The sequence below is a fragment of the Nitrospirillum iridis genome (assembly GCF_014205765.1).
Classification (GTDB): domain Bacteria; phylum Pseudomonadota; class Alphaproteobacteria; order Azospirillales; family Azospirillaceae; genus Nitrospirillum; species Nitrospirillum iridis.
Genome location: NZ_JACIIZ010000002.1, coordinates 149,990 through 175,757 on the forward strand (window position 1 = coordinate 149,990; position 25,768 = coordinate 175,757).

General features: G+C 66.8%; 29 protein-coding genes. 16 read left to right on the forward strand and 13 right to left on the reverse strand.

Annotated features, from left to right (window positions below; translation table 11 throughout):
- Nucleotides 1–76: 76 nt before the first annotated feature.
- Together FHS74_RS03635 and FHS74_RS03640 are read right to left on the reverse strand one after the other, a co-directional pair.
- On the reverse strand, nt 77–313 hold the full coding sequence (locus FHS74_RS03635) for a hypothetical protein (RefSeq protein ID WP_184797559.1): 237 nt from the start codon (nt 311–313) through the stop codon (nt 77–79).
- A 131-nt stretch (nt 314–444) separates the two neighbouring features.
- Nucleotides 445–2,388: a lytic transglycosylase domain-containing protein gene (locus FHS74_RS03640; protein ID WP_246462897.1), complete on the reverse strand. Its 1,944-nt coding sequence runs from the start codon at nt 2,386–2,388 to the stop codon at nt 445–447.
- Between the two features lie 117 nt (nt 2,389–2,505).
- On the opposite strand from FHS74_RS03640, the gene dapA reads away from it, so the two are divergent.
- The gene (gene dapA / locus FHS74_RS03645; RefSeq protein WP_184797561.1) at nt 2,506–3,399 is read left to right on the forward strand and encodes a 4-hydroxy-tetrahydrodipicolinate synthase; all 894 of its coding nucleotides are present in this window, start codon (nt 2,506–2,508) and stop codon (nt 3,397–3,399) included.
- A gap of 23 nt (nt 3,400–3,422) precedes the next feature.
- Nucleotides 3,423–3,893, forward strand: coding sequence for an SsrA-binding protein SmpB (smpB, locus tag FHS74_RS03650; protein ID WP_184797563.1), 471 nt, complete (start codon nt 3,423–3,425; stop codon nt 3,891–3,893).
- A 40-nt stretch (nt 3,894–3,933) separates the two neighbouring features.
- Here smpB and FHS74_RS03655 read toward each other — a convergent pair whose 3' ends face one another.
- Both FHS74_RS03655 and FHS74_RS03660 read right to left on the reverse strand, forming a co-directional pair.
- Nucleotides 3,934–4,632, reverse strand: a complete 699-nt coding sequence (locus FHS74_RS03655; RefSeq protein ID WP_246462898.1) for a uracil-DNA glycosylase — start codon at nt 4,630–4,632, stop codon at nt 3,934–3,936.
- A gap of 41 nt (nt 4,633–4,673) precedes the next feature.
- A complete protein-coding gene (locus FHS74_RS03660) occupies nt 4,674–5,258 on the reverse strand; it encodes a LabA-like NYN domain-containing protein (protein ID WP_184797565.1) in 585 nt (194 codons plus the stop codon).
- A 298-nt stretch (nt 5,259–5,556) separates the two neighbouring features.
- On the opposite strand from FHS74_RS03660, the gene folK reads away from it, so the two are divergent.
- Complete coding sequence (gene folK, locus FHS74_RS03665) at nt 5,557–6,042, forward strand: 2-amino-4-hydroxy-6-hydroxymethyldihydropteridine diphosphokinase (protein ID WP_184797567.1); 486 nt, start codon at nt 5,557–5,559, stop codon at nt 6,040–6,042.
- A 66-nt stretch (nt 6,043–6,108) separates the two neighbouring features.
- Here the strand turns inward: folK and FHS74_RS03670 are convergent, their stop codons facing one another.
- Complete coding sequence (locus FHS74_RS03670; RefSeq protein ID WP_184797569.1) at nt 6,109–6,573, reverse strand: group I truncated hemoglobin; 465 nt, start codon at nt 6,571–6,573, stop codon at nt 6,109–6,111.
- Nucleotides 6,574–6,594: 21 nt separating this feature from the next.
- The gene (locus tag FHS74_RS03675; RefSeq protein ID WP_211106090.1) at nt 6,595–7,416 is read right to left on the reverse strand and encodes a DUF3034 family protein; all 822 of its coding nucleotides are present in this window, start codon (nt 7,414–7,416) and stop codon (nt 6,595–6,597) included.
- A 233-nt stretch (nt 7,417–7,649) separates the two neighbouring features.
- On the opposite strand from FHS74_RS03675, the gene FHS74_RS03680 reads away from it, so the two are divergent.
- Both FHS74_RS03680 and FHS74_RS03685 read left to right on the forward strand, forming a co-directional pair.
- The gene (locus tag FHS74_RS03680) at nt 7,650–8,159 is read left to right on the forward strand and encodes a sigma-70 family RNA polymerase sigma factor (RefSeq protein WP_246462899.1); all 510 of its coding nucleotides are present in this window, start codon (nt 7,650–7,652) and stop codon (nt 8,157–8,159) included.
- A complete protein-coding gene (locus FHS74_RS03685; RefSeq protein ID WP_184797575.1) occupies nt 8,156–8,866 on the forward strand; it encodes an anti-sigma factor in 711 nt (236 codons plus the stop codon). Before FHS74_RS03680 ends, FHS74_RS03685 begins: the two co-directional genes overlap by 4 nt.
- Before the next feature lie 84 nt (nt 8,867–8,950).
- On the opposite strand, the gene FHS74_RS03690 is transcribed toward FHS74_RS03685, so the two are convergent.
- Nucleotides 8,951–9,295 (reverse strand): cupredoxin domain-containing protein, encoded by a 345-nt coding sequence (locus FHS74_RS03690; protein WP_184797577.1) that lies wholly within the window; start codon nt 9,293–9,295, stop codon nt 8,951–8,953.
- Nucleotides 9,296–9,580: 285 nt separating this feature from the next.
- Between FHS74_RS03690 and rpoZ the strand changes: the two genes are divergently transcribed.
- From rpoZ to rnc, 7 genes are all read left to right on the forward strand, one after another.
- Nucleotides 9,581–9,967: a DNA-directed RNA polymerase subunit omega gene (rpoZ, locus tag FHS74_RS03695; protein WP_184797579.1), complete on the forward strand. Its 387-nt coding sequence runs from the start codon at nt 9,581–9,583 to the stop codon at nt 9,965–9,967.
- A 132-nt stretch (nt 9,968–10,099) separates the two neighbouring features.
- Nucleotides 10,100–12,277: a RelA/SpoT family protein gene (locus tag FHS74_RS03700; protein WP_184797581.1), complete on the forward strand. Its 2,178-nt coding sequence runs from the start codon at nt 10,100–10,102 to the stop codon at nt 12,275–12,277.
- A 239-nt stretch (nt 12,278–12,516) separates the two neighbouring features.
- Nucleotides 12,517–13,014 (forward strand): DUF2062 domain-containing protein, encoded by a 498-nt coding sequence (locus tag FHS74_RS03705; protein WP_184797583.1) that lies wholly within the window; start codon nt 12,517–12,519, stop codon nt 13,012–13,014.
- Between the two features lies 1 nt (nt 13,015).
- A complete protein-coding gene (locus FHS74_RS03710; RefSeq protein ID WP_184797586.1) occupies nt 13,016–13,780 on the forward strand; it encodes a pyridoxine 5'-phosphate synthase in 765 nt (254 codons plus the stop codon).
- Nucleotides 13,780–14,256, forward strand: a complete 477-nt coding sequence (gene acpS, locus FHS74_RS03715; protein ID WP_211106091.1) for a holo-ACP synthase — start codon at nt 13,780–13,782, stop codon at nt 14,254–14,256. The genes FHS74_RS03710 and acpS overlap by 1 nt, the downstream gene beginning before the upstream one ends.
- A 57-nt stretch (nt 14,257–14,313) precedes the next feature.
- Nucleotides 14,314–15,087 carry a signal peptidase I gene (gene lepB / locus FHS74_RS03720; protein WP_184797588.1) on the forward strand — a complete coding sequence of 258 codons (774 nt, stop codon included), beginning with the start codon at nt 14,314–14,316 and terminating at the stop codon, nt 15,085–15,087.
- A gap of 4 nt (nt 15,088–15,091) precedes the next feature.
- A complete protein-coding gene (gene rnc / locus FHS74_RS03725; protein ID WP_184797591.1) occupies nt 15,092–15,829 on the forward strand; it encodes a ribonuclease III in 738 nt (245 codons plus the stop codon).
- Nucleotides 15,830–15,871: 42 nt separating this feature from the next.
- On the opposite strand, the gene FHS74_RS03730 is transcribed toward rnc, so the two are convergent.
- Both FHS74_RS03730 and FHS74_RS03735 read right to left on the reverse strand, forming a co-directional pair.
- Entirely contained in the window at nt 15,872–17,554 is a 1,683-nt protein-coding gene (locus FHS74_RS03730; RefSeq protein WP_184797593.1) for a methyl-accepting chemotaxis protein, read from the reverse strand.
- 57 nt (nt 17,555–17,611) lie between these two features.
- Complete coding sequence (locus FHS74_RS03735; RefSeq protein ID WP_184797595.1) at nt 17,612–18,067, reverse strand: cache domain-containing protein; 456 nt, start codon at nt 18,065–18,067, stop codon at nt 17,612–17,614.
- A 231-nt stretch (nt 18,068–18,298) separates the two neighbouring features.
- Here FHS74_RS03735 and FHS74_RS03740 point away from each other — a divergent pair, with 231 nt between their 5' ends.
- A complete protein-coding gene (locus FHS74_RS03740) occupies nt 18,299–19,483 on the forward strand; it encodes a M23 family metallopeptidase (protein ID WP_184797597.1) in 1,185 nt (394 codons plus the stop codon).
- On the opposite strand, the gene FHS74_RS03745 is transcribed toward FHS74_RS03740, so the two are convergent.
- Complete coding sequence (locus FHS74_RS03745) at nt 19,470–20,306, reverse strand: AraC family transcriptional regulator (protein WP_184797599.1); 837 nt, start codon at nt 20,304–20,306, stop codon at nt 19,470–19,472. The two genes, FHS74_RS03740 and FHS74_RS03745, sit on opposite strands and share 14 nt — an antisense overlap.
- Nucleotides 20,307–20,440: 134 nt before the next feature.
- Between FHS74_RS03745 and FHS74_RS03750 the strand changes: the two genes are divergently transcribed.
- Both FHS74_RS03750 and FHS74_RS03755 read left to right on the forward strand, forming a co-directional pair.
- Nucleotides 20,441–21,196, forward strand: a complete 756-nt coding sequence (locus FHS74_RS03750) for a siderophore-interacting protein (protein ID WP_184797601.1) — start codon at nt 20,441–20,443, stop codon at nt 21,194–21,196.
- Between the two features lie 17 nt (nt 21,197–21,213).
- Nucleotides 21,214–21,834 carry an MSMEG_1061 family FMN-dependent PPOX-type flavoprotein gene (locus tag FHS74_RS03755; protein WP_184797603.1) on the forward strand — a complete coding sequence of 207 codons (621 nt, stop codon included), beginning with the start codon at nt 21,214–21,216 and terminating at the stop codon, nt 21,832–21,834.
- 5 nt (nt 21,835–21,839) lie between these two features.
- Here FHS74_RS03755 and FHS74_RS03760 read toward each other — a convergent pair whose 3' ends face one another.
- From FHS74_RS03760 to FHS74_RS03770, 3 genes are all read right to left on the reverse strand, one after another.
- Nucleotides 21,840–22,595: a siderophore-interacting protein gene (locus FHS74_RS03760; RefSeq protein ID WP_184797605.1), complete on the reverse strand. Its 756-nt coding sequence runs from the start codon at nt 22,593–22,595 to the stop codon at nt 21,840–21,842.
- The gene (locus FHS74_RS03765) at nt 22,592–23,107 is read right to left on the reverse strand and encodes a PadR family transcriptional regulator (RefSeq protein WP_246462900.1); all 516 of its coding nucleotides are present in this window, start codon (nt 23,105–23,107) and stop codon (nt 22,592–22,594) included. Before FHS74_RS03765 ends, FHS74_RS03760 begins: the two co-directional genes overlap by 4 nt.
- A 258-nt stretch (nt 23,108–23,365) precedes the next feature.
- Entirely contained in the window at nt 23,366–24,391 is a 1,026-nt protein-coding gene (locus tag FHS74_RS03770) for a glycerophosphodiester phosphodiesterase (RefSeq protein WP_184797607.1), read from the reverse strand.
- A 462-nt stretch (nt 24,392–24,853) separates the two neighbouring features.
- Between FHS74_RS03770 and era the strand changes: the two genes are divergently transcribed.
- A complete protein-coding gene (gene era / locus FHS74_RS03775) occupies nt 24,854–25,741 on the forward strand; it encodes a GTPase Era (protein WP_246462926.1) in 888 nt (295 codons plus the stop codon).
- Nucleotides 25,742–25,768: the final 27 nt, after the last annotated feature.

Genomic DNA, 25,768 nt, shown 5'->3' on the forward strand with positions numbered 1-25,768 from the left:
GCCGAAAAGTTGGGAACGGATGGGCCTTGGGAGCGCGACTCGTGACGGGTGCCGTGGTCGTTCCCTTGAGTGCGTATCAGGGTTGGTTCGCCGCCTCATGTCCGCTGCGCGCAAGCCGGGTGTCATAGGCCGTCAGCTGCGCTTTCAGCACGTCCAACAGTTCATTCAGGCTGTCGCGGGCGTAGTCGTCGCGTTGCCGCGCCAGTTCCGCACGGGTCAGTTGAATGAAGGCGGCCACCAATCGGTTATGGACGGCCGCCGCCTGCAACAGGGGGGCGGGCAGGGACTGCGGCGCCAGGGGAACAGAGGCCATATCGCGCATTCCTAGTGGGTGCTGTTTACCCCCGTAGGATAGGGCCCCGCTCATTAATCGCAAGTTAACAGTGGGCTTATAGGTGAATTGCCTAACCTTTTGCGCGAATTAACCAAAAGGTGCCGTCCATCCTAACCGGCCGTGCCCCGCTTCAGGTCGGTTGTCATGGGCAGTTGCCGGGTGCCCGTCCGAATACGGTAGACGTGCAGGTTTTCCAGCACGCGCTGGACGTAGTTGCGCGTTTCATAGATCGGGATGGTTTCCACCCAGTCCACCGGATCCACCGCGTCGATGCGCGGGTCGCCATAATCGCGCAGCCAGTTGGCGACGCGTCCGGGGCCGGCGTTGTAGGCGGCGATGGCCAGGATGTAGGACCCGCCGAAGCGGTCCAGCAGGTCCTGCACATACAGGCTGCCCAGGCGGATGTTGAAGTCCGCGTCATGGGTCAACTTGGTGACGGCGTATTTCATGCCCTCGCGCCGGGCGAGTTGCTGCGCCGTGGGCGGCATCAGCTGCATGAGGCCCAGCGCGCCGGCGCCGCTGGCGGCGTCGACCTTGAAGCTGCTTTCCTGCCGGATCAGGGCATGGATGAGGGCCGGTTCCGGCTGCGGCGGCAGGCGGGAGGAGATGATGGGATAGCCCGCGTCGGCCAGCACGATGCCTTGGCTCAGCGACTGGCGGCTGATGCCCACGCCCAGGTCGCGGCGATGCATCTCCAGCGCCGCCTTGGCCACCAGCACGAAATCGTCGGGCGTCTTGGCGTCCTGTGTCAGTTTGCGCAGGAACAGGTCGACCCGGTCGTCATCGTCCGTCAGCACCTTGTCCAGCAGGCGGGCGGCGCGCACCAGTTCCTTCTTCTCGAACTTGGCATGGGCGTCGGCGGACGGCGTGGGGGCGATGGGAATGGCCTCCGCCTGGCCCAGCTTCTCCTGCGCCATCATGCCGTAGAAGGTGCTGCCCATACGGGCGGCCAGCTCGTACCACTGGCGCGCGCGCTCGGGGTTGCCCAGCTTCTCGCAGGCCCGGCCGGCCCAATAGGCGCCGCGCGACTGTCCGATCGGTGACGACACGCCTTCATATAAATGGGTGAAATGGTCCAGCGCCTGTTCCGGCTTGTTCAGGAACTGCAGCGACAGCCAGCCGGCCATGAACTCCGCCTGGATGAAGCCCAGCCCGTCGGTGACGCCGTGGTTGGCGGCCAGCCGGTAGGCCCGCTGCATCTGGCCCTGGTCCATCAGCCGGCGGGCCAGGATGTGCCGCTCCATCCACCAGGCCTCGGGATGGCCCAATTCCTTTCCCACGTCCTTGGGCAGGTTCTCCACGATCTCCAGCGCGGCGGCGTCCATGTCCTTGCGCCGGCGCCAGCGCAGCCGCTCGTACGTGATGCCGGGTTCGGTCATCAGCGGGGCGGGCACCTGTTGCAGCAGCCGCTCCACCCCCGGATCCAGGTCGGCCATGCCCAGCCGCGCCAGGGCCACGGCCTGGTGGCCGGGATCGACGATGGGCAGCATGCGCCGCGCGTCCTCCTCGTCATTCTCCCACAGCAGGCGGTCCAGGCGGGCCCAGTGGTCGGCGGGACGCAGGATGGCCACGTACTTGGTGCGGAACGTGCGCTCGTCCACCACGCCGAAGTTGCCCTTGATGTAGCGATCGCGGATCAGGCCGATGGCCTTCTCGCTGTCACCCAGGTTCAGGAGGGCGTCGGCATAGCGGTTGAAGCCGGCAGTGGTCAGCGGCGGATGCTTGTCGAACCAGTCGCGTGTCGGCGTGTCGCCGAAGTTGGGCATGCGCATTTCGGCGTTGCGGCGCAACGCCGCCAGGCCGGGCCAGTCCGGATTCTTGTCGATGAAGTCGCTCAGGTCCTGGAAGCTGGCGTCGGTGTCGCTGCGGCTGAGGTCCATCCAGGTCAGGACCTTGTCGGCCAGGGCGTCGTGGCCCCGTTCCGCCAGGCGGTGGGCCTCGCCCCACTTGCCCTTGTCGGCCGCCTTGAAGGCCGCGCGATACGTGCCGATATCGACGGAGGACTGGGCCGACGCCGCGATCGGGCAGGCCAGCAGCGACAATGGCAGCAGCAAGGCCGCCAGCCCCCGTCGCAATGGGGCCCAGGGGGCCGTTTCTCGTCGCTTGTCACCCAGGGGCTGGGCCGCTAAGGTTCGCGCCTTTCGGGTCGAATGCCCACGGAGATTGCAGAGATGACCACCGCCACGCCCACCCTCGCCGGTTCCCTCGTCGCCCTGATCACGCCGTTTTCCGACGGTAAGGTGGACGAGCGCGCCTTTCAGGCCCTGGTGGACTGGCAGATCAAAGAGGGTACGCACGGTCTTGTCCCCTGCGGCACCACCGGCGAATCCCCCACGCTCAGCCATGAGGAGCACCGCCGTCTGGTCGAGCTGTGCGTCGAGGTGGCGGACCGCCGCGTCCCCGTGGTCGCCGGCACCGGCTCCAACTCCACGGCCGAGGCCATCAGCCTGACCAAGCATGCCAAGGCCGTCGGGGCCGACGCCGCCCTGGTGGTGACGCCGTATTACAACAAGCCGACGCAAGAAGGTCTCTACCAGCATTTCAAAGCCATCCATGATGCGGCCGACCTGCCCATCATCATCTATAACATTCCGGGCCGCAGCGTGATCGACATGTCGGTCGCCACCATGGCCCGCCTCGCCGCGTTGCCTAACATCGTTGGGGTTAAGGACGCCACCGCCGATTTGGCGCGGCCCCTGCGCACCCGGGTTGAAATCGGGGCCGATTTCATCCAGCTGTCGGGCGAGGATGCCACCGCCACGGGCTTCCTGGCCCAGGGTGGGGTGGGCTGCATCTCGGTCACCGCCAACGTGGCCCCGCGCCTGTGCGCGGAGATGCACAACGCCTGGAACCGCGGCGACATGGTGGAGATGGCCCGCATCCGCGACCTGCTGATGCCGCTGCACCACGCCATGTTCGTGGAAACCAGCCCGGCGCCGGTGAAGTACGCCGCCCATCTGCTGGGCCTCTGCCGTCCGGAGCTGCGTCTGCCGCTGGTGGAAACCACGCCCGCGACCCAGGAGATGGTGCGCGCGGCCCTGGTCCATACCGGACTGTTGGGCTGATAGGAAGGGCCGGTAAAACCGCCATGGCACGCGCCGACGAACGTAAATACGCCGCTCAGAACCGGCGCGCCCGCTTCGATTTTTTCATCAACGAAACGATCGAGGCGGGCATCATGCTGACCGGGACGGAGGTGAAGTCGCTTCGCGCCGGCCGGGTCAGCATCGCCGAGTCCTACGCCGGGGAGCGGGATGGGGAGTTGTATCTCATCAACGCCCACTTTCCGGAATACCAGCTGGCGGGCCGCTTCTTCCAGCATGAGCCGCGACGGCCCCGCAAGCTGCTGGTCCGCCGCCGGGAGATGGACAAGCTGTTCGCCGCCGTCCGCCGTGATGGCGTCACCCTGATCCCGCTGTCGATCTACTTCAGCGACCGTGGCTACGCCAAGGTCGAGATCGGCGTCGCCAAGGGCAAGAAGAAGGGCGACAAGCGCGAGACGGAGAAGGAGCGCGACTGGCAGCGCGACAAGGCCCGCCTGATGCGGGCCAAGGGCTGACAGGTGGCGACGGAAGGCCGGGTTTTCCCCGGCCTTTTTGTCAGGCGTCGACCGCCAGGCGCACCGCGCGGAACACGTCCTCGAACATGGCGTCGGTTAGGCGGCCGGTGTTGGTGTTGTAGCGGGAGCAGTGATAGCTGTCGAACAGCGTCACCCCCGTGCCCAGGTCATGCCGGGCGGCATGGCCGAAAGGGTGGGCGGCCTGGCGCAGGCCAAAGGTGCGGATGACGCTGGTGTGGGAGACGGACCCCAGCGCCACGATTGCCCTGAGGTTCGGCATGGCTGCCAGCTCATCCACCAGGAAGGGGCGGCAGGTGTGCGACTCCTCCGGCGTGGGCTTGTTTTCCGGCGGCACGCAACGCACGGCGTTGGTGATGCGGGCACCGATCAGCGTCAAGCCGTCGTCCGCCCGTTCCAGGTACTGTCCCCGGGCGAAGCCGAATTTCAGCAGGGTGGCGTACAGCAGGTCGCCCGCATAGTCGCCGGTGAAGGGGCGGCCGCTGAAGTTGGCGCCGCGCAGGCCTGGCGCCAGGCCCACCACCAGCAGGCGCGCGTCCAGGCCGCCGAAGGACGGCACCGGCCCGTTGAACTTGTCGGGGAAGGCCGCGCGGTTGCGCAGGCGGTAGTCCACCAGCCGGGGACACAATGGGCAGTCATGCCCCGGAGGGGCAGGGGAGCAGTCATGCCCCGGAGGGGCGGGGGAATGGCTATCCCGCGGCGGCGTCAGGTTCTGCGTCATGGAAAGGGCGCCCGCTTACATGTCGTGTGGGGCGCCGGATATCATTCCAACGGCGTGGTGTCGAGATGCTGGATGGCATCCACCGCCGGGCGAGGCGCATGGGCGCGGGCGATATCGGGCGCCAGATCCATCAGTTCGATGAAATTGTCCGCCTGGCGGCGCAGTTCATCGGCGATCATCGGCGGGGTGGACCGCACCGTGCTGATCACCGACACACGCACGCCCTTGCGCTGCACCGCCTCCACCAGGCGGCGGAAGTCGCCATCACCGGAAAACAGCATGATGTGGTCCAGGTGCTGCGCCATCTCCATGACATCGATGGCCAGTTCGATGTCCATGTTGCCTTTGATCTTACGGCGCCCGGAGGCGTCCGTGTATTCCTTGGTCGGCTTGGTGACCATGGTGTAGCCATTATAGTCCAGCCAATCGACCAGTGGCCGAATGGGCGAATACTCCTGATCCTCGACCAGGGCGGTGTAGTAGAAGGCGCGAATCAGGCGCCCCTTCTTGCCGCAGAAATTCAGCAAACGCTTATAGTCGATATCGAAATTGAGGGCGCGGGCGGCAGCGAACAGGTTGGCGCCATCAATGAAAAGGGCAAGGCGCTCCTCAGGGTAATGCAGCATTTTTGTATCCTTTGAATATCATATGGCTAGAAATGCAATGGTCTCAATTATGAGTAGCATGTCGGCTTTTTGCCAAACCATCAAGCTCTTTACATAAAGTGAATAGGTTAACGGGTTCAAGCGAGATATGGTCGCACCGCGCCGATTTAAAGCCCCGTCTCCCATTTGAGGTTATCAAAATGGTGGAAATCCGCGAAATTAAGCCGCTGGAACATATTCCGTTCAACCATCCGGGGCCGCTCCGCGCAAGGGACGGGTGCCGCGCGCGGGGGCTGGGGCGCTGTGCGGGGGGCTGGGAATGATTTTCGTGGGGGTGGGGTCGAATCTGTCGGTGCCGGATGTCGGTGGACCACTGGAGGTGGTGGCCGCCGCCGTGCGCGCCTTGGCGGCGGAGGGGGTGTCGATCGCGGCGCAATCGCCCTGGTACCGCAGCGCGCCGGTGCCGGCGTCCGATCAGCCCTGGTATGTCAATGGCGTCCTGCGGGTCGAGACCGCGCTGGACGCCGCCGGCCTCCTGGCGTCGCTGCATAAGGTGGAGGCGGATTTCGGGCGGGTCCGCCGCCGGGTGAACGAGGCCCGGGGGCTGGACCTGGACCTGCTGGCCTATGATGATCAGGTCAGCGCCGACGCGCCCCTGCTACCGCATCCCAGGCTGCACCAGCGGGCCTTCGTCCTGTTGCCCCTTCGCGACCTGGCGCCGGATTGGCGCCATCCCGTCTCCGGCCTGGATCTGGCCGCGCTGATCGCCGCGCTGCCGCCGGGCCAGGTGACGGAACCGCTATGATCGCGGCGGGTGGATGCCCGCCGCGACAACTGAAGAAGGCGTGCGCCGCCCTGGCCGATGCCGGTGTCAGGGATGCTCGATGTCGCGATGCAGGGGGGCGAGTTGGGCCAGCAGCTTGTTCTGTGCGGTGAACGGGACGTGGTGCTTGTCCATGGCGTCCTGCAGGTCTTCCACCAGGGCGTTGAAATGCTCCCGCGAGATCGGGGGCAGGCCCTTGTGCGCGGATGCCATGTCCAGACCCTTGTAGTGACATGGGCCTTCCAGCGCCTGGCAGAACTGGTCTACCAGCTGGGCCTTGATGCGGGTCTGGTTCGCCTTCTCGAAAAAGGGCCGGGTGCGGGCGTCCGCCAGCAGGTTGGCCATGAAATCCTCCATCAGGCTTTGCAGGCCGGCCTTTCCACCGAAGGCCTGGAACGTCGCGTCATCGGCGCGGGCGGCGTGGACGGGGCCGACGCTCAGGGTGAGGGCCAGGGCGAGGGCGGTCACGGCCGCGCGGGACGAGGCCCCGGTGAACATCAGGTGAGGGCGCATGGATTGAGTCCTTGATTGGTTTTAGAAGCCAACCTGCAGCGACAGGTAGGCGGCGTTCTGATGGTCGCGGATGACGATGTTACCCAAGGGGGCGAACGCCACGGTGACCGAGATGTTCTTGGTGGGGACCCAGGCGACGAACAGGTCGTACCAGTCGTCCTCATGGGCGATGGCCAGGTTGTCCGGCTTCTTGCGGTACTCGGCCCCGATGAGGAAATCGCGGGACAGCAGATAGGCGACACTGCCCTCCGGCTCGACATGATAGCTGTCGTCCTTGCCGCCGAACCCCAGGATGCCGATCTGGTTGGCCTTGGTGAACCGCACCGTGGCGTCGACCAGCAGGCTTTGCGCCAGGAACAGTTTGGTGGCCGACACGTAAAAGTCGGTGCCGCCATCATGCCGGGCGCCGATGGCGCGCAGCACGGCCCCCTGGTCGTTGTGCTTATATTGCGCGCCCACAGCGATCTGCGGCAGCCAACTGTCCTGCTCCAGCACCGCGTCGCCCGCCAGGCGCACCTTCGCGCCCACGATGGTCTGGTTGAAGGTGTACCCCTTGCCCAGTCCCAGCAGGGCGCCGACATCCTCGGTGTTGAAGGATTGCCGGGCCACGGACAACTCCACGCGGTTGGCGATGCCGACCAACGCGCCATAGCTGTTCAGGCTGTAGCTGCCGGATTGCACCCGGGTGTAAAAGGCGTTGGCACCCACTTGATCGACGGTTTCGTAACCACCGATGACCGCCCATGGCGTCAGGCCGCCGCCGGCGGCCCCTTCCAGTTGGGTCACGCCGCCGGTCGCCAGCAGTTTGCCGCCAGTGTCATTGGCGGCGGCGGGGCGGGCCAAGCCGGCGAGCAGTAAAAGCCCGCAGAGGCTGGCCGGGAGAAGTGAACAAAGACGCATCGCTTGCAAAAGCTCCGTCGCGTTTCAGGAGGATCACCCCCTTTACGTCGCACAATTGAATTTGGATGCGTCCTCATCCAACCTTCCGTTTCCAGCGTAGATGGGGGGACACGACTGGGGCGTGTCGGGGCGACGGAGGTGGGGCGGTGACGGCGATGACCAGTCTTGAGGTTTTGATGGGCCGCGTCGCGCAGGGCGACCAGGGCGCGTTGCGCCAGATTTATGAGCGCGAGGCGGCGCGACTGCATGGTGTCGCCTTGCGCATCGTGCGCCGGCCGGAGGTGGCGGCGGACGCCCTGCATGACGCCTTCCTGCAGATTTGGCGCAACGCCGGGGCCTTCAGCACCGGCATGGGGTCGGCGGCGGCCTGGATGACCTCCATCGTCCGCTATCGGGCCTTGGACGCCGCCCGTCGCATGGGGCGGGAGAGCCTCACCGACACCATCCCCGATGCCGCCGATGACGCGCCGGATCCCTTGCGGGCCCTGGAGGACGCGCGCGACGCCGCCGGCGTGACGCGCTGCCTGCATAGGCTGGATGAGAAAAGCCGGCGCGCCATCGTTCTCGCCTTCGTGGAAGGCCTGTCGCATGGGCAGGTGGCGGAGCGGTTGGCGACCCCGCTGGGTACGGTCAAGTCTTGGATCAGGCGCGGCCTGTCCTCTTTGAAGGAGTGCCTGGCGGCATGATCCCCGATCATCCTGAAGACCTGGACACGCTGGCGGGTGAGTACGTGCTGGGAACGGCGAACGCCGACCAGGCCCGGTCCGTGGCGGGCGCGCTGGACACCCGTCCCGATTTGCGCGCGGCCGTGCTGGCCTGGGAAAGCCGCCTGGCCCCCTTGACCGCCCTGGCGCCACCGGTTGCTCCGCCGGTCGACCTGTGGCCCCGGATCGAGACCGCCTTGAACGCCGGGCCGGCGTCAGCGGGGCGCCGGTCCAGCGGGGGGACGGTGCATGTCCTGCGGCGTGCCTGGGGCTCGCCCGGTGTCTGGCGCTGGTCGGCGGCCGGCGCCGCCGCCCTGGCGGCATCCCTGGCCTGGTTCGCGGTGGTGCCGGAGCGGGCGCCTCGCTACCTGGCGTTGATGGCGGCCGAGGGGCAGGGCCAGCCGACCTGGCTGGTGGAGAGCCGTACCCGCGGGACCGTGGAATTGACGCCGCTGGCGGCCTGGAAGCCGCCAGCCGGCAAGGATCTGGAATTGTGGAGCATCACCAAGGGGGCCGCGCCCCGGGCCGTTGGCCTGGTTCAGGCCGGAAAACGGCTGCCGTTGCCGCGAACCACATTGGCGGGCGGGGCCGTGGTCCTGGCCATCAGCCTGGAGCCCAAGGGCGGGTCACCCACGGGTGCCCCCACCGGGCCGGTGCTGTACACGGGTGAGGTCCGGCGGGTGGATTGATCCGCCCCGCCGGCCCCGGTCCCCTCCCCGATGACGCCGCCATCGGGGGCCTTATCGTCAAGGCGGGCACGTCAAGGCGGGGCCTTACTGTGCCGCCTTCACCACGTCCACGACCACTTCCATGCTGCTGTGCAGGTCGCAGCCGACGATCACCTGGCCCGCCTGGGTGAAGGTCTGTGACCGTTCCTGGCCCGGCTGCTCCAGGTCCAGGTCGAAGGGAAACAAGGGGGTGTGCGAGACGACATGATGAGGGACGACGTCATCGTTGCGGAACGTGATGGTGTCGCCGACCATGATCTTGATCTGGGAGGGCACGAAGGCGCGGCCCTTCTGGGTGACGACAACCGTGGCCGCCGTCGCGTCGAAGGTCGGGTACAGGGTCGCCGCCAGGGCGAGGCAGCAGCAGGAAATGGCGAGATGGGCGCGCATGGATGTCTCCGGTCCGAGGGGTGGTCGTCTCCCGGTTTGGGTCCCGGTTCGGACGACCATCCGCATTACGGCGCGGGCGGTCCATTGGATGCGGTGGGCGCCCGCATTTGAACGGGGGCCGGCGACGTTTTTCCCGCAACGTCTTCGCGCGTGGCATCCATGCCACAGAGTGGGGGCGGGGAATGTCGGCTTCCTTGCAACCGGGAAACCGGCCCCTTATAACTATGGGATGGTGTTCAGTGCCCCTATTCCCGGCACCCATTTCGTTGTTGGAGTGAGCAAGGTATGGCCCGCGTTACCGTTGAAGATTGCGTCCTGAAGGTTCCGAACCGGTTCGAGCTGGTGATGATGGCGGCCCAGCGGGCGCGGGACGTGGCGGCCGGCGCGCCGCTGTCGGTCGATCGCGACAACGACAAGAACCCGGTCGTCGCCCTGCGCGAGATCGCGGACGAGACGGTGGTCCTGGAGAACCTGAAGAACGCCCTGATCAAGGGCCATCAGCGCGTTCAGGAACAGGACGAGCCTGAGGAAGAGATCATCGAGCTGATGGCTGGCGAGCAGGCCTGGGCCGTGCAGGCCGCCCCCGGTGAGGACGACGATCTGGCGGGTGAGGGCGAGGTCGCCGAGGAACTGGCGCAAGGTGAGGACCTCGGCGACGACGAGGGCCTCTGAGCCGGTGATGGGGCTGGTCGTGCGTGAACGTCCCGTCCCTCCTGGTTTTCCACCCATGGGCTGCTTCGTGACCGCGCGGTTCGCCCTTGCCAAGGCCCCTCTCGCTAAGGCCAGGGGCCGGGCAGGGCGTTCATGATGCGTCAGTACGAGTTGGTTGAGCGGGTCCGGTCCTACGATCCCAACGCGGACGAGGACAAGCTCAACCGCGCCTACGTCTTCTCCATGAAGGCGCACGGCTCGCAGAAGCGCGCTTCCGGCGACCCCTACTTTTCCCATCCGCTGGAGGTGGCCGGTCTGCTGACCCAGCTGAAGCTGGACAGCGCCTCCATCATCACGGCGTTGTTGCATGACACGGTCGAGGACACGCTGACCACCTTGGAAGAGGTGCAGCGCCTGTTCGGGCCGGAGATCGCGCGGCTGGTGGATGGCGTGACCAAGTTGTCGCGCATCGAGCTGCAAAACCTGGAAAGCGACCAGTCCAAGCAGGCGGAGAACTTCCGCAAGCTGGTGCTGGCGATGTCGGAAGACATCCGCGTCCTGCTGGTCAAGCTGGCCGACCGCCTGCACAACATGCAGACGTTGCACTACCTGTCCAAGCCGGAGAAGCGCAAGCGCATCGCTCGCGAGACGCTGGAGATCTACGCGCCGCTGGCCGAGCGCATCGGCATCCAGCGCTGGAAGGACCAGCTGGAAGAGCTGTCGTTCAAGGAACTGAACCCGGACGCCTACGACAGCATCACCAAGCGCCTGCAGGATCTGGAGGAGCAGGGGGCCGGCCGCGTCGACCGCATCATCCATGAGCTGGTCGACACGCTGCACGAGAACGGCCTGCCCGAGGCCACCGTGTCGGGCCGGCGCAAGGCGCCCTATTCCATCTGGCGCAAGATGCAGCGCAAGAACGTGACGTTCGAGCAGTTGTCCGACGTCATGGCCTTCCGCATCACCGTGAACTCCATCGAGCAGTGCTACCAGGCGCTGGGCGTCATCCACGCCCGCTATCCGGTGGTCCCCGGGCGCTTCAAGGACTACGTCTCCACGCCCAAGCCCAACGGCTACCGCTCGCTGCACACCACCGTCATTGGGCCGGAGCGTCAGCGCATCGAGGTGCAGATCCGCACCGACGAGATGCATGAGGTGTCCGAACTGGGCGTGGCCGCCCACTGGGCTTACAAGTCGGACGGTAGCAACCAGCCCAAGACGGAAGGCCGGCAATACCGCTGGCTGCGCGAGCTGCTGGACATCCTGGAGCACGCGGTCCGGCCGGAGGAGTTCCTGGAGCACACCAAGCTGGAACTGTTCCAGGACCAGGTGTTCTGCTTCACGCCCAAGGGCGACCTGATCGCCTTGCCGCGCGGCGCCACGCCGGTGGATTTCGCCTACGCCGTGCACAGCCAGATCGGCGACACCTGCGTCGGCGCCAAGATCAACGGCCGCATCCAGCCGCTGCGCAGCCAGCTGCAGAACGGCGACCAGGTGGAGGTGGTGACCTCCAAGGCGCAGACGCCATCGCCGGACTGGGAAAATTTCGTCGTCACCGGCAAGGCCCGGGCGCGCATCCGCCGCTATATCCGCACCCAGCAACGCGCCCAGCATATCGAGCTGGGCCGGGCGATGATCCAGAAGATCTTCCGCCACGAGGGCTACGATTATTCGGACAAGGCGCTGGACGGCGTCCTCAAGATCTTCCAGTACCAGTCGGTCGACGACCTGATCGCCGCCATCGGTGCCGGCCTGGCCGGCGCCCGCGACGTCTTCAACGCCGTCTTCCCCGGGCACAAGGTTGTGCAGCAGGTGACGCCGGACGAGAAGATCGTCCAGCTGACCCGCGGCAAGGTCAAGCCCAAGGGCAAGGACAGCCCGCTGCCCATCAAGGGCCTGATCCCGGGCATGGCCGTGCACTATGCCCGCTGTTGCCACCCGTTGCCGGGTGACCGCATCGTCGGCATCGTCACCACGGGCAAGGGCGTCACCATCCACACCATCGACTGCGAGACGCTGGAGAGCTTCCACGACAGTCCGGAGCGGTGGATCGACGTCTCCTGGGACAACGAGGCCGAGGGTGCGGACGAGAAGGTGGGCCGCATCACGGTGGTGGTGGCGAATGAGCCGGGCAGCCTGGGCACCGTGTCCACGGTGATCGGCAAGAACGCCGGCAACATCACCAACCTGAAGATCACCCACCGGACGACCGACTTTTTCGAGATGCTGATCGATATCGACGTGCATGATGTGAAACATCTGACCAATATCATCGCCGCCCTCAGGGCCACGCCGGTCATCAATTCCGTTGACCGCGCCCGGGGCCGCTGACCGGCGAAAAGACGGTGCAGGGGAGGGGCCGGCCGCGCCGTGGGGCTTGTGGCGCGAACGGCCTAGACGAAGGTGATACGGCGCTGGCGCCGTGTCGTCCCTAGGTCTAAAACAGTGCAGGTTTGTCAGGAGGGCGACACCCACCCGCCGACACTCATCCCAGGGGCAGCAGGCTTATGTTCCGCCGACGTGAAAAAAGGCCATTCGCTGAAGCCGTGAAGGAAACGTTCTGGCCCACCATGGGTTGGCGCCGGGCCGGCCGGTATTGGATGCACCGCGTGGGCCGCGTGCCCGGCACGCCATACGGCATTTCCGCCGGCTTCGCCAGCGGCGTCGCCATGGCGATGACCCCCTTCATGGGCGTGCACTTTCCGCTGTCCATCGGGCTCGCCTGGCTGTTGCGCGGCTCCATCGCCGCCTCGCTGCTGGGCACCCTGTTCGGCAATCCGGTGACTTGGCCCTTCATCTGGCTGGCGACCTACCGCCTGGGGTGCTTCGTCCTGCACACGCATCCCCACGGCAACGGCCCCATGGAGCTTTCGTGGAACGTGCTGCGCCACAGCGCCTGGCAGGTGGTGGCGCCCATGACGGTGGGCGGGTTCCTCTCCGCCGCCCTGACCTGGCCCCTGGTTTTTATGGTGTTGCGTCCCCTGATCGCGCGTTACAAGCATCACCGTATCGCCGCCAGCCACCACCATCCGGTCCTGGAACATCAGCCCAGGTCCGCCGGAGATTGATATGAGCCTCGTGCCGCCGTCCAACTTCCCGGGCCAGCGCCTGCGACTGGGCGTGAACATCGACCACGTGGCCACCATCCGCAACGCCCGTGGCGGCGCCCATCCCGATGTGCTGCGCGCCGCCCATCTGGCCGCCGACGCTGGTGCGGACGGCATCACCGCCCACCTGCGCGAAGACCGCCGCCACATCCGGGACAGCGACATCGACCGCCTGATGTCGGAGATTTCACTACCGCTGAACCTGGAGATGGCGGCGACGGAGGAGATGCTGGCCATCGCCCTGCGCCACCGTCCGCATGCGGCCTGCCTGGTGCCGGAACGCCGGCAGGAGCGGACCACGGAGGGCGGGCTGGACGTGGTCGGCGGATACGATCATCTTGCCCCCCTCATCGGCCGCCTGAACGACGCCGGCATCCGCGTGTCATTGTTCATCGCGCCTGAACGGGACCAGCTGGACGCCGCCCGCAAGGTCGGCGCGCCGGTGGTGGAACTGCACACCGGCCGCTACGCCGATGCCGAGGACGCCGCCGAGGTGGAGATGGAACTGGCGCGTCTGGCGGACGCCGCCCGGCACGCGGAGGCCATCGGCCTGGAATGCCACGCCGGCCACGGCCTGCGCTTCGACAATGTCGTGCCGGTCGCCGCCTTGCCCCAGCTGCGGGAATTGAACATCGGCCATTTCCTGGTGGGCGAGGCCGTCTTCGTCGGCCTGGAGGGCGCCATCCGCCAGATGCGCGTATTGATGGACCAGGCGCGGGCCATTTGATGAGTCCCGGCGCTTTCCAGCCCGGGAGCGTGATCCTGGGCATCGGCAACGACCTGATCGACATCACCCGCATCGAGAAGACGCTGGCACGCTTCGGACAGCGCTTCGTCGAGCGGGTGTTCACCGATGTGGAACAGGCCAAGTCGGACCGTCGCGCCAAGTCCGGCGGCCGGGCCGCCAGCTACGCCAAGCGCTACGCCGCCAAGGAGGCCTGCTCCAAAGCGCTGGGCACCGGCTTCCGTGAAGGCGTGTTCCACCGCGACATGGGGGTCATCAACCTGCCCAGCGGCCAGCCGACATTATGTCTCACCGGTGGCGCCTTGGAGAGGTTGCGGGCGATGACCCCGCCGGGCATGGTGGCCCGCATCCACCTGACGCTGACGGATGAGCCGCCGCTGGCCGAGGCCTTCGTCATCATCACCGCGGCGCCGGCCGATGGGGTTGGCAATGGCCCGGGCAACAGTGGTATCGCTTGAAAATCCTGGTGGGGCCGCTAGATCGGTGCCACCCACTCTACGAGGTTGTTTCGTCCTATGAGCCAGAATGATCGCGTCGGCCGCGCGGCCACCCAACCGCAGGCGGAAAGCTGGGGCGACGTGGTGCGGACGGTCATCTATGCCCTGGTGATCGCGCTGGGCGTGCGCACCGTGGCGTTCGAGCCGTTCAACATCCCTTCGGGATCCATGATCCCGACCCTGCTCATCGGCGACTACGTTTTCGTGTCCAAGTTCAGCTACGGCTACAGCCGCTTCTCCCTGCCGCTGGGCCTGCCGCTGTTCCATGGCCGCATCATGGGCAGCGTGCCGGAGCGGGGCGACGTGGTGGTGTTCCGCCTGCCGACCGATACCAGCCAGGATTACATCAAGCGCGTCATCGGCCTGCCCGGCGACCGCATCCAGATGATAGACGGCATCCTGCACATCAATGGCGAGCCGGTGAAGCGCGAGCGCATCGCGGACTACACGATGGAGACGCCGTTCGGTCGCGAGAGCAGCGTGCCGCGCTATATCGAGACCCTGCCCAACGGCGTGCAGCACACCATCATCGAGATCATGGGTGACGAGGGCGGCCTGGACAACACGCCGGTCTACACCGTGCCCGAGGGCCACATTTTCTGCATGGGCGACAACCGCGACAACAGCCAGGACAGCCGCGTCCTGACCGTCGTCGGCTACGTGCCGCTGGAGAACCTGGTGGGCAAGGCCCAGTTCAAGTTCTTCTCGCTGGAGGAGGGGGTGCACTTCTGGGAAATCTGGAAGTGGCCGACCGCCATCCGCTTCGGCCAGATCTTCAACAAGGCGCATTGACGCCATGGGCACGCCCGTCGCCCCTGGCGCCAACCCGCTGGACACCGGCGGTGCCGATGTCGCGACGCTGGCCGCCGCCTTGGGCCATGTCTTCACCGATCCCCGCCACTTGCTGGAGGCGGTGACCCACCCCAGCGTGGCTGGTATCGGACGCGGTCCCCGCGCCGCCACCGGTCACTATGAACGGCTGGAGTTCCTGGGCGACCGGGTGCTGGGCCTGGTCATCGCCGGCTGGCTGCTGGAGCGTTTCCCCGACGAGAACGAGGGCGGCCTGGCCAAGCGCCACACCGCGCTGGTGCGGGCCGAGGCCCTGGCGGGCGTGGCCGAAAACCTTGATCTGGGCCGCTATCTGCGCCTGGCCCCGGGTGAGGCCGACGCCGGCGGCCGGGCCAAGCCCGCCATCCTGGCGGACGCGTGCGAGGCGGTGATCGGCGCCCTTTACCTGGATGGCGGCCTCGATGTGGCCGGCGCCTTCATCCGCAGGCATTGGGCGGGCCGCATCGACGCCGCGGAACTGCCCCCGGTGGAGCCCAAGACCTCCCTGCAGGAATGGGCACTCGCCCGTGGTCTGCCCCTCCCGGTCTATGAGCAGGTGTCGCGTAGCGGGCTGGACCATGAGCCGGTCTTCACCGTGCGGGTGGCCGTCCAGGGCAAGGGCAGCGAGATGGGCAGCGGCCCGTCCAAACGGGCGGCGGAGAAAGTCGCGGCGCTCCAGTTGCTGAAGCGCCTGGAGACGCCCTGACGGGGCACCCGTCCTTTGCGACGGTGGTGGATGGATGGGACCTCAAGCCGTGCGCACGTCATCCAGGAATCGGCTGATGGCCGCGGCCAAGGCCTCCGACCGATGAGTCAGCCCCTGGGCGGCGCCCGAGAGGTTGTGTGAGGCTTCCGTGGCCCCGGTGGCGCCGCGGAGGACGCTTTCCACCCGGGTGGTGACCTGGGCCGTGCTTTCGCCAGCCAGATGCACGCTTCTGACGATTTCATCCGTCATGCGCGTCTGTTCCTCCACGGCGCCGGCGACGGCCAGGCTGGAGTCACGCATCGCCTCTATGGTCGTGGCGATGGCGTTCAAGGCCGCGACGGCGGTCTGGGCCACGTCCTGGATTTCGCCGATCTGACCGCCAATCTCTTCCGTCGCCTGCGCGGTTTGGCGCGCCAGGGACTTCACTTCGGCGGCGACGATGGCGAACCCGCGGCCGGCTTCGCCGGCGCGCGCCGCCTCGATGGTCGCGTTCAGGGCCAGCAAATTGGTTTGTCCGGCGATCTGGGAGATCATCTTGACGACCATGCCCACCTTGTCGGCGGCACCGGTCAGACCTTTTACCAGGGTATCCGTCCGTTCCGCCTCCGCCACCGCGTCCTGCGCGGCACCTATGGATACGTCCACCCGGTTCCGGATTTCGGTCAGCGCGTCGGCGAGGTGGGTCGTGGCGGTCGCAACCTTATGGACATTGTCCGCGGCGGTATCGATGGCGCTGGCCATGCCGGTCGACGCGTCGCGGGTTTCATTCGCGCCCAGGGCGATGGTCCGCGCCGTTTCCTCCAACTGCCGCACGCCGGCCAGGGTTTCCTGCAACGTGGACCGGGCGGCGCTGTCAAAGGTGGCGGACAGGTTGGCGATCAGATGGGCGCGTTTGCGCTCGCTGTCGGCGGCCTTGCTTTGCTCATGGTGCAGCAGGGAACGTTCGGTTTCGTGATCCACCAGGACGGCGATGGCCGCCGCCATGCGTCCGATCTCATCACTTCGGCGGCTAAGGGCGGGCTCGATGGCCAGATCCTGGGCCCCGGCGGACAATCGGTGGGCGATGTCCGTGAGGGTGGCGAGTGGACGGGCGATGCCTTTGGTGATGAAGCGGAACATGGCGGTGATGACGCTACCCAGCACCAAGGCGCCGATCACTAGCACGAGATAGGTGACAAGGATGGATTGGGACACCTGCCGTTTGGCCCCATCCAGGATGGCGGCCTCCCTGCCCTTGATGGCGGTGATGGTCTCCTGCAGGCTTGCCGCCGCCCGTTCCAGGCTGCCGCTGAAGGTCAGGGTGGTGGCGACATCGCCATCGATGATGTCGAGAAGGTCGGCGCTTTTCTTGACGTATTTGCGCAGAAGGGGTTCCAGCGCGTCCAGATTCTGGACTTGGCCGATGGCGGTCGCGACGGCAAGGAATTGGGGGCTCCCCCGGTCCACCTGAGCCGTCAGCGCCTGGACCTGCTCCTTGGCGACCCGCACCTTGTCCGCCTGCGCGCCGGTGGCCGCCAATGCCACCAGTTCGTAAAGCGCTCTGCGCTGGTTGGCCAGGGTGATGGTGAAATTGTCGATGATGGCGTCGCTTTCCACCCCTTGGACAAAGGCGGAGTCGGCCTTGGTCGCCAGTCGATGAACCGATACGACTTGAACGAGATTGAGGCACAGCGTCGCACCAGCGAGCAGGAAAAAGAGTAAAGAAACCCGTCTGGCGATCGACATGCCAGCCTCCAGAAATCAAAATTGGATGATCGATCGGACTCTACCGCCTGTCTGGGGCTACTGCTTATAGATGCCCGAGCACACAGCCAGATCACTGTCCACCTGGCAGTACATTTCCTTGGGTTCTATCTTCTTGGTGGAGGGATTTGTGAACTTGTAGTCCTGCCAGAAGGTCTTGTTAGCCTTGGCGAGGGCCATGCGCTCCTGGATGTAGAGCTTCCCGTCCACATCCTCGGCGTCGCTCAGGTTCTTGCCGATGAGTTTCGCGTTGGCGCCGTGCGCCAGGCATGTGCCGGTCAGATCGTACACGACCACGTAAAGGTCACGGTCGGTGTAGGGCCCGCCCGCGGTGCTGAAATCGGCGAGGGCCTTTTCGCGCCCCACCTCTTTCAGGTGGGCGACGGCGCGAGTCACCATGGCCACAGCCTCCGTTTTGGTGGCTTGACCTGCGGCCCAGGCAGGCGTCGCCAGCCCGATTGCCACGACTAGGGGCAGGTAAACGCGCGAAAACATGGGACCCTCACCGGAATGGTCGAAACTCATGCTGTGGACATGTTGTCGACCAATACGACCTGGCGTAGTGACCGGGAGGATAGGCCGGGCGTTAATCGGTTCCTCATGTTTCATTGATCTGCGCGGGCAGTGAGGTATTCGGGGGCTCATCGGCGGCCGGGACTTTGTCTTGACCGGCGCGCGTGATCCGGCATTCTCGGCCGTGTCGTTAACCATGTTTCGGGAGGCCGTATGGTCCGCCGTTACGTCCTGGGCGTGGTGGTCAGTGCCGTCCTGACCTTCGGCACGACCGTGCCTGTTTACGCCCAACAGGCGGAGCCGGTTGCCCATTCCATTACGCCCTTGGATATCCGCGTGCTGCGACCCGCCAGCGTGGTCCCCACGACCGACGGGCGGCACCTGGTGTTCGAGGCGGTGATCTCCAATTTCTCGACGCTTCCCCTGACCTTGTCGGCCCTGCGCCTGGGCACGGTGGAGCAGCCGGAGGCGCTGGGCCGGTTCGAGGACAAAGCCTTGGCGGAGCTGTTGCAGAGACCGGGGGGGAAGGCGGCAGAGCCTTCCGCGGAGGGCGGGCCTTCGCCGGCGACCATTGGCGGCAACAGCTTCGCCGTCGCCCTTTTCGACGTTCCAGTGTCGGATGGGATCATGGTGGGCGACGTGCGCCTGGGGCTCAGCATCGCGCCGTTCAGGCCCGGACTGCCCGACACCACGCTGAACGCGACCGTTCCGGTCCCGCTGGACCGGACGCCGGCCGTCGTCCTGTCGTCCCCGCTCATGGGGCTGGGGTGGGTGGCCTTCAACGCGCTGTCCAACACCTCCATCCACCGCACCACGCTCATGGTGGTGGACGGCCAGGCGCGGGTGCCGGAGCGCTACGCCATCGACTTCATGAAGCTGGGCGAGGACGGCCGGGAATTCAGTGGGGACCAGGCGAGCAATGATTCCTGGGCCGGTTACGGCCAACCGATCCTGGCGGTCGCCGACGGCGTGATCGAAAGCATCCGGGACGGCCTGCCCGACAATGTTCCCGGACAGCCGGCGGCGCAGAAGGCCACGTTGGATACCATCGCCGGCAACCAGGTCATCCTGCACATCGGGGGTGTCTACGTGGTCTACGCCCACCTCATTCCCGGCAGCATCGCCGTGCGGCCGGGCCAGGCGGTGCGCCGGGGCCAGGTGCTGGGCCGCCTGGGCAATTCCGGCCAGTCCGACGCGCCACATCTGCATCTGCAGGTGGGCGACCAGGGCCACGTCGCGGCGGCGGACGGCCTGCCTTTCGTCTTCGACGCCTTCACCCTGGCCGGGGTGGTGCCCGATGCCGACGCGCTTGACAAGGGACAGGCCTGGCGGCCCGACCAGGCGCCGCAACCGCGCCACCGGCAGCTACCGGTGGAAAACGCGGTCATGGGATTCTGATGGAATCGGTTTCCCGCTGCCGGGCCATGTACTGGGCGGGTGGAGCGCCCAGGACTTTGCGGAACATGGTGACGAAGCTGCTGGCGCTCTCATAGCCCAGGTCCAGCGCCACCTGCTGGACCGGCGCCCCCTCCGCCATCCGCTGCAGGGCCAACATGATGGTCAGCCGCTGGCGCCATTGGCCGAAGCTCATGCCTGTTTCCCGCGCCAGGAGGCGGGCCAGGGTGCGCCCACTGAGGCCTGTGCGTCTGGCCCACTGCTCCAGGGTCCCGCGCTCTCCCGGCGCCGCCATCATCAAGGCTGCCAGCCGGCGCAGGCGGTCGTCCTTGGGCATGGGCAGGTGGAGGCGTTCCTCCGGCGCCGCCGCGATTTCATCCAGCAGGACGGTGACCAGGCGGGCCTCCGCGCCGGCCTCGGGGTAGAGCTGTGGTAGGGCGGACGCCCGGACCAGCAGGGCCACCAGCAGCGGCGTCACCGCCACCGTACAGCAGTGCGCGGGCATCGCCGCCGTTTCGGCGGGATCTATGAAGGCGTTATAGCCTTCGATCGTCCCCGACACCTGGATGGCGTGCAGCGTTCCGCCTGGAATCCACAAGGCGCAGTTGGGTGGCACCATCCACAGGCCGTTTTCAGCCTCACAGGTGAGGATGCCGCGCAAGGCCATCAGCAGCTGCGCCTTGCGGTGGCGGTGGGGTGCCAGTTCGATGCCGGTGGTGAGCCCGATGACGCCGAACGCGGCGATGGGGCGGGGCACCTCATCCGGGTTGATCAGACCGGCTGGCCAGTCGCCGTCGCTGCCGGCCAAGTCTCTCAGAATGGGCATGGAATTGCTTCCGCTCCGTCATGCGCATGTTGGCGGATTCTCGAAATTATTTGGCATGATTGGCCAATGACGCCAAGCCCCCATCGAGATACCAATTCCCGGACGCCGGCGCTGGGCCGGGCCTGGGAGTATCGATGGTGGACAATCAGGAACTGGGCCGGGAGCGGGGCGACGTCCCCGCAGCGGCACCGGGCGCTGTGACGCGGACTTTGCTGCGGTGGTTCATGCGCTCCGCCCGCGTGGGGGCGATTGAGCGTTTGTCCCCGCGTTTCCGTCGGATCCGGCTGGAGGGGGAGGCGCTTCAGGGCATGTTGTGGGCGCCGGGGCAGAAGATACAGGTCGCCATGGGCACCGGTCTGGCCGCCCGTACCTATACCCCGGTGTCCTGGGAGGGGATCAGGGGGACGACACAGCTGTTGGTGTTCGCCCACGGTGACGGACCGGGCAGCCGGTGGGCCGAGGGGCTGAGGGTCGGAGACCACTGCCAGTTCATGGGCCCGCGCCGTTCCCTGGATTTTCCGGACCGCGAGGGGCCTTGGGCGCTGTTCGGGGATGAGACCTCGTTCGCCCTGGGCTTGGCCTGCCGTATCGCGCTGGGCAGCGGCTTCCGCTGTGTCTTCGAGGTGTCGGACCAGGCGGAGGCCCGGTCCGTGCTGGATGCGGTGGGACTGGGGGATGCGACGTTGATTGGCCGGCTTGCCGGCGACGGCCACCTGACGGCGGCCGCCGACGCGCTGACACGTGCCGCCCGTGACGGGGCGGCGATCACGTTGACTGGCCGGGCGCCAGCCATCCAGCAACTGACCCGGGCACTGAAGGACCAGGGCGTCGCGGCGTCACGGCGCCAGGCCAAGGCCTATTGGGCACCGGGCAAGGCTGGATTGGATTGAGCCCCATGGAGAGACAGATGTCCGCCCAGCATGCCGACACTCCGAACCTGGACGCGCTCTACGATCCCCCCATGGAACACGTCCAGAAGGCGGTGATGCCCGAACTGATCGACTTCCATATCCAGTATCTGCGCAAGGCGGTCTTCTTTTGCCTGGCCACCGGAAGGGATGGTGGACTGGACGCGTCGCCGCGCGGCGGGCCGCCTGGCTTCGTACGGACATTGGACCCGAAGACCGTGGCGTTCGCCGACTGGCCGGGCAACAATCGTATCGAATCCATGCGCAACCTTCAGGCGGACGACCGGTTGGGAATGCTGTTTCTCTTCCCCGGCCTGGATGTCTTCATGCGTATCAACGGGCGCGGCCGCCTGACGCAAGACGCGACCTTGCGCTCCGATCTCGCGGAGGGCGGCAAGGTTCCCAAGGTCGTCGTCGTGGTGACGGTGGATGAGGTCCTGTTCCACTGCGGCAAGGCGCTGAACCGGGCACGCCTATGGGACCCTGCCACCCGGCTGGAACGGGGCAGCCTGCCGACGCCTGGCCAAATGCTGGCCGCCATGACCCGGAAGACCGCTGCCGAGGGGCGGGCGATCGATGCGCATTACGACCATGCGGTGCGCACCGATCTCTATAGCTAACGGGATCAGAGGTTCTCGTGTGCGCCGGCCTCGCCCCGCAGCCAGTAGCCGGACGCCCGCATCCATTGGGGCAGGTGTTTCAGCGTGTCGACGACATGGCCGCGCAGGGCCTTGGCCACCGTGGCCTCCGCCGCGATCCAGACATAGCCGTCGCCCGGCGGCAGGGTCAGCCCCTCCACCACGCGGCGCAGGGTATCGGCGTCGTTGGCGCCCGCGCTATCGCGGGTCACCCAATGCGCCGTCCATTGCGCCTTGGTCTCGATGGCCTGCGCCTCGGCGGCGCTGTCCACGGCCACCACGGTGATGACCGGCACGCCCGCGCGCAGTTCCTCCAGCCGGCGGCCGATGGCGGGCAGGCCCGTCTCATCGGCGATCAGCAGGTACCAGTCGAAATCGTCCGGCACGATCATGGAGCCTCGGGGGCCGCCGACCTCCAGGGTGTCGCCCACCTTGGCGGCCATGGCCCAGGCGGTGGCCGGGCCGGCGTCGTGAAGGGCGAAGTCCAGCGTCAGGGTGCGCTCCTCCCGGCTGAAGGCGCGGGGGGTGTAGTCGCGCATCAGCGGCTCGCCATTCGGCCCGGGGAAGAACAGCTTGATGTGGTCGTCTGCGCCGCGGCTGTCGAAGTCCGCCAGCTCGGGCGAGGTCAGGACCACGCGTAGCATCTTAGGCGTGAGGTGGGTCACGCTGACCACCGTCAGGGTGCGGCGGCGGGTGTCGAAGCGCATGCGGCCAATCTGGTGCCGCTGTTGACTGTCAGTCATTCGGTCTCTCGTGTGTCGCTGTTCAAAATCTCGGCCGTGGCGCGGCGCAGGATGTCGGCCAGGCGCCGGGCTTCGGCCGCGTCGCATCCACGCTTGGCGTACATCGCGCTTTTCAGCGCGTGGCGGGCGCGGTGCAGTTCCTCCGACGCTTCGGGGTCGGCGTCGGTGACACCGGCGAAGGCTTCGCGCACCTGGTCCATGCGTCCGCCGATGCGCCCCAGCGCCTCCAGGATGGCCAGGGCCGTGCCCCGGTGGCCGTCCAGATGGGCGCGGCCGGCGTCGGTGAGGCGGTAAAGCTTGCGGTTGCCCTCCGGCTCCGCCACCGCGTGGCCAATCTCATCCAGATAGGTCAGGGCGGGATAGATCACCCCCGGACTGGGGGCGTAGAAGCCGCCGGAGCGTTCCTCCAGCGCGCGGATAAGCTCATAGCCGTGGGCGGCCTTCTGCTCCAGCAGGGCCAGCAGGACCAGTTGCAGGTCGGATGACGACAGCTTGCGGCCGCCGCCGGGCATGCCGCCCCCGCCGCCCCAGAAGCCGCCGCCGTGCCGCCAGTGAGGCCCACCTCCGGGACCGCCCCGCCCATGCCCGCCGCCAAACCCGCCCCCATGCCCGCCCATGGCCAGGAAAGGGGGAGGTGACGATGTGTTATCGGAAAACATATCGTACGATATAGCGAACGATAGCAATCCGACAAGAGGGGCTGAAAAGAAAAACGCCCCCGACGGGGCGAACCGGCCGGGGGCGCAGGGTGTGGAATGTGAGGGGTGGGCTCAGCGCTTGGCCGGCACGGCCTCCACCGGGGTGGCCTTGGGCAGGGTGATGCCCTTGGCGGCGGCGGCCGCGCGCAACAGCACCGGCTGGTCGGAGATGATGCCGTCCACGCCCATGTCGATCAGGCGGGCCATGTCTTCCGGCTTGTTCACGGTCCAGGGGATGACGGTCAGGCCCAGGGCATGGGCATCGGCCACCAGCTTGGCGTCGATGTCGGTGTAGAGCGGCGACCAGACTTTGCCGCCGGCGGCCTTCACCGCCTGGGGCACGCTGCCGCCATGGTCCACGGGATCGAAGCCCGCCGTCCACGGCAGCTTCGCGGTCAGGCTGACCGACGGCTCGCGCGGGTCCTGCTCCGTCAGGTAGACGGTGGGGATGTGCGGCGCCTTCTTCTGCACCACCTGCAGGGTGCGCCAGTCGAAGGATTGGATCAGCACCCGGTCCTCGAACTTCTCGGCCTTCAGCACATCCAGCACCTTATCCACGAATACCTCCGGCGTGGGGCTGTCCTCGGGATGGCTGGGATCGATCTTGGTCTCGATGTTCATCTTCACGGTCTTGTTGCCCGACCGCTTCACCAGGTCGATGACCTCCTTCAGGGTGGGGATAGGCGTGCCAGGAATGGGGCGCTGGTCGGGGAAATGGCTGCCGTAGGCGCTGCCGGGGCGCAGTTGGCCCACGTCGTATGTCTTGATCTGGTCCAGCGTCAGGCTGAAGAAGGCCGGGGTGGGGGCGGTGACGTAGGTGCCGTCGGGGCCCTTGGCCAGGTCGGGGTTCAGGTGCCGCTCATGCGAGATGATGACCGCGCCATCCTTGGTGATGTTCATGTCCATCTCCAGGGTGGTCACGCCCAGCGACAGGGCGTGGGCGAAGGACTGCAGCGTGTTCTCCGGCCACAGCGCGCGGCCGCCACGGTGGGCCTCGATATCCAGGTCGCGGGCGGAAGCCGTGGCGGGGACCAGGGGAAGGGCCAGCAGGCCCAGAAGAGCCAGATGGCGTCGGGCCAGGCGGTGCGGCAGGGACATCGGGGCGGGCTCCTGATAGACTGGGACCGGGACGGGGCGTTAACCCTTTGGTTTTTGAGCTATAGCCTGCGCGTTCCCGGCCCTCGTGTTAAATTTCCGAGGCGGTGGCGTATGGATCGGCCGCACGCAATCCTTGGATGCCGGACGGCCGCTGGTGTTGCGGCCCCGGCTGTGTCATGAACCCGCCCATGCGGCGGCGGGCGGGTGCCAAGGGGCGTCCCGGCCCGCCGTTTTCTTGAGGACAGGCCCTCTTTTCGAGGAATTACGGTAATGAGCGACGTCGAACACGGCCAGGACGGCCTTCTCCCCGACCCCCACAAGGACGCCGCCCAGGACGTCCACGACCAGGCAGCACCGGAAACGGAAGCGCCGGAGGGTGAGGAAGACCATGTGGACGACGAAGACGACTTCGAGGATGAGGACGAGGACGGCGAAGAGGACGAGGGTGAGCCCCTGGCCCCGATGCGCTGCGGCTTCGTCGCCCTGGTGGGCGCGCCCAACGCCGGCAAGTCCACGCTGCTGAACGCGGCGGTGGGCAGCAAGGTCTCCATCGTCAGTCCCAAGGTGCAGACCACCCGTTCCCGCGTGCTGGGCATCGGCATGCACAAGCGCGCCCAGATCCTGTTCGTGGACCTGCCCGGCATCTTCACGCCCAAGAAGCGGCTGGAGCGCGCGATGGTGGCCGCCGCCTGGTCCGGCGCGGAAGAGGCCGACGTGGTGGCCGTGCTGGTCGACGCGTCGCGCCGCGTGGATGACGACACCAACGGCATCATCCTGCGGCTGACCCAGTCCAAGCGCAAGGCCATCCTGATCCTGAACAAGATCGACCTGATCCCCTACGAGCGGCTGCTGGAACTGGCGGCGCGCTTCAACGAGACGGGCGTGTTCACGGACATCTTCATGATCTCCGCCCTGACTGGCAACGGCTTGCCGGACCTGCTCGACAACCTGGCCAACCGCCTGCCGGAAAGCCCGTGGCTCTACCCGGACGACCAGCTGTCCGACATGCCCATGCGCCTGCTGGCCGCCGAGATCACGCGCGAGAAGCTGTTCCTGCAATTGCACCAGGAACTGCCCTATGCCATCGCCGTGGAGACCGAGGCGTGGGAGGAGTTCGACGACGGTTCCGTCAAGATCAGCCAGCTGATCTACGTCCAGCGCCCCAACCAGAAGGCCATCGTCCTCGGCAAGAACGGCGCCAAGATCAAATCGGTCGGCGCCGCCGCGCGCACGGAGCTGGAGGAGATCCTGGACCGCCGCGTGCACGTCATGCTGTTCGTCAAGGTGCGCGAGGACTGGGCGGAAAAGCCGGACAGCTACAGCCAGTGGGGGCTGGACTTCAACGCGTGAGGGCGCGGACACCCTGTCGATCCGGAC

Coding starts and splice junctions, on each gene's coding strand:
- FHS74_RS03685 (WP_184797575.1), top strand. CDS start 8,156: ATGATCCCCGATCATCCTGAAGACCTGGACACGCTGGCGGGTGAGTAC.
- acpS (WP_211106091.1), top strand. CDS start 13,780: ATGAGTCCCGGCGCTTTCCAGCCCGGGAGCGTGATCCTGGGCATCGGC.
- rpoZ (WP_184797579.1), top strand. CDS start 9,581: ATGGCCCGCGTTACCGTTGAAGATTGCGTCCTGAAGGTTCCGAACCGG.
- FHS74_RS03760 (WP_184797605.1), bottom strand. CDS start 22,595: ATGACTGACAGTCAACAGCGGCACCAGATTGGCCGCATGCGCTTCGAC.
- FHS74_RS03770 (WP_184797607.1), bottom strand. CDS start 24,391: ATGTCCCTGCCGCACCGCCTGGCCCGACGCCATCTGGCTCTTCTGGGC.
- FHS74_RS03750 (WP_184797601.1), top strand. CDS start 20,441: ATGGTGGACAATCAGGAACTGGGCCGGGAGCGGGGCGACGTCCCCGCA.
- folK (WP_184797567.1), top strand. CDS start 5,557: ATGATTTTCGTGGGGGTGGGGTCGAATCTGTCGGTGCCGGATGTCGGT.
- FHS74_RS03755 (WP_184797603.1), top strand. CDS start 21,214: ATGTCCGCCCAGCATGCCGACACTCCGAACCTGGACGCGCTCTACGAT.
- FHS74_RS03735 (WP_184797595.1), bottom strand. CDS start 18,067: ATGTTTTCGCGCGTTTACCTGCCCCTAGTCGTGGCAATCGGGCTGGCG.
- FHS74_RS03700 (WP_184797581.1), top strand. CDS start 10,100: ATGATGCGTCAGTACGAGTTGGTTGAGCGGGTCCGGTCCTACGATCCC.
- FHS74_RS03690 (WP_184797577.1), bottom strand. CDS start 9,295: ATGCGCGCCCATCTCGCCATTTCCTGCTGCTGCCTCGCCCTGGCGGCG.
- FHS74_RS03635 (WP_184797559.1), bottom strand. CDS start 313: ATGGCCTCTGTTCCCCTGGCGCCGCAGTCCCTGCCCGCCCCCCTGTTG.
- dapA (WP_184797561.1), top strand. CDS start 2,506: ATGACCACCGCCACGCCCACCCTCGCCGGTTCCCTCGTCGCCCTGATC.
- FHS74_RS03745 (WP_184797599.1), bottom strand. CDS start 20,306: ATGCCCATTCTGAGAGACTTGGCCGGCAGCGACGGCGACTGGCCAGCC.
- FHS74_RS03705 (WP_184797583.1), top strand. CDS start 12,517: ATGGGTTGGCGCCGGGCCGGCCGGTATTGGATGCACCGCGTGGGCCGC.
- era (WP_246462926.1), top strand. CDS start 24,854: ATGCGCTGCGGCTTCGTCGCCCTGGTGGGCGCGCCCAACGCCGGCAAG.
- FHS74_RS03660 (WP_184797565.1), bottom strand. CDS start 5,258: ATGCTGCATTACCCTGAGGAGCGCCTTGCCCTTTTCATTGATGGCGCC.
- FHS74_RS03680 (WP_246462899.1), top strand. CDS start 7,650: ATGGGCCGCGTCGCGCAGGGCGACCAGGGCGCGTTGCGCCAGATTTAT.
- FHS74_RS03710 (WP_184797586.1), top strand. CDS start 13,016: ATGAGCCTCGTGCCGCCGTCCAACTTCCCGGGCCAGCGCCTGCGACTG.
- FHS74_RS03670 (WP_184797569.1), bottom strand. CDS start 6,573: ATGCGCCCTCACCTGATGTTCACCGGGGCCTCGTCCCGCGCGGCCGTG.
- lepB (WP_184797588.1), top strand. CDS start 14,314: ATGAGCCAGAATGATCGCGTCGGCCGCGCGGCCACCCAACCGCAGGCG.
- smpB (WP_184797563.1), top strand. CDS start 3,423: ATGGCACGCGCCGACGAACGTAAATACGCCGCTCAGAACCGGCGCGCC.
- rnc (WP_184797591.1), top strand. CDS start 15,092: ATGGGCACGCCCGTCGCCCCTGGCGCCAACCCGCTGGACACCGGCGGT.
- FHS74_RS03765 (WP_246462900.1), bottom strand. CDS start 23,107: ATGCCCGGCGGCGGCCGCAAGCTGTCGTCATCCGACCTGCAACTGGTC.
- FHS74_RS03740 (WP_184797597.1), top strand. CDS start 18,299: ATGGTCCGCCGTTACGTCCTGGGCGTGGTGGTCAGTGCCGTCCTGACC.
- FHS74_RS03730 (WP_184797593.1), bottom strand. CDS start 17,554: ATGTCGATCGCCAGACGGGTTTCTTTACTCTTTTTCCTGCTCGCTGGT.
- FHS74_RS03655 (WP_246462898.1), bottom strand. CDS start 4,632: ATGACGCAGAACCTGACGCCGCCGCGGGATAGCCATTCCCCCGCCCCT.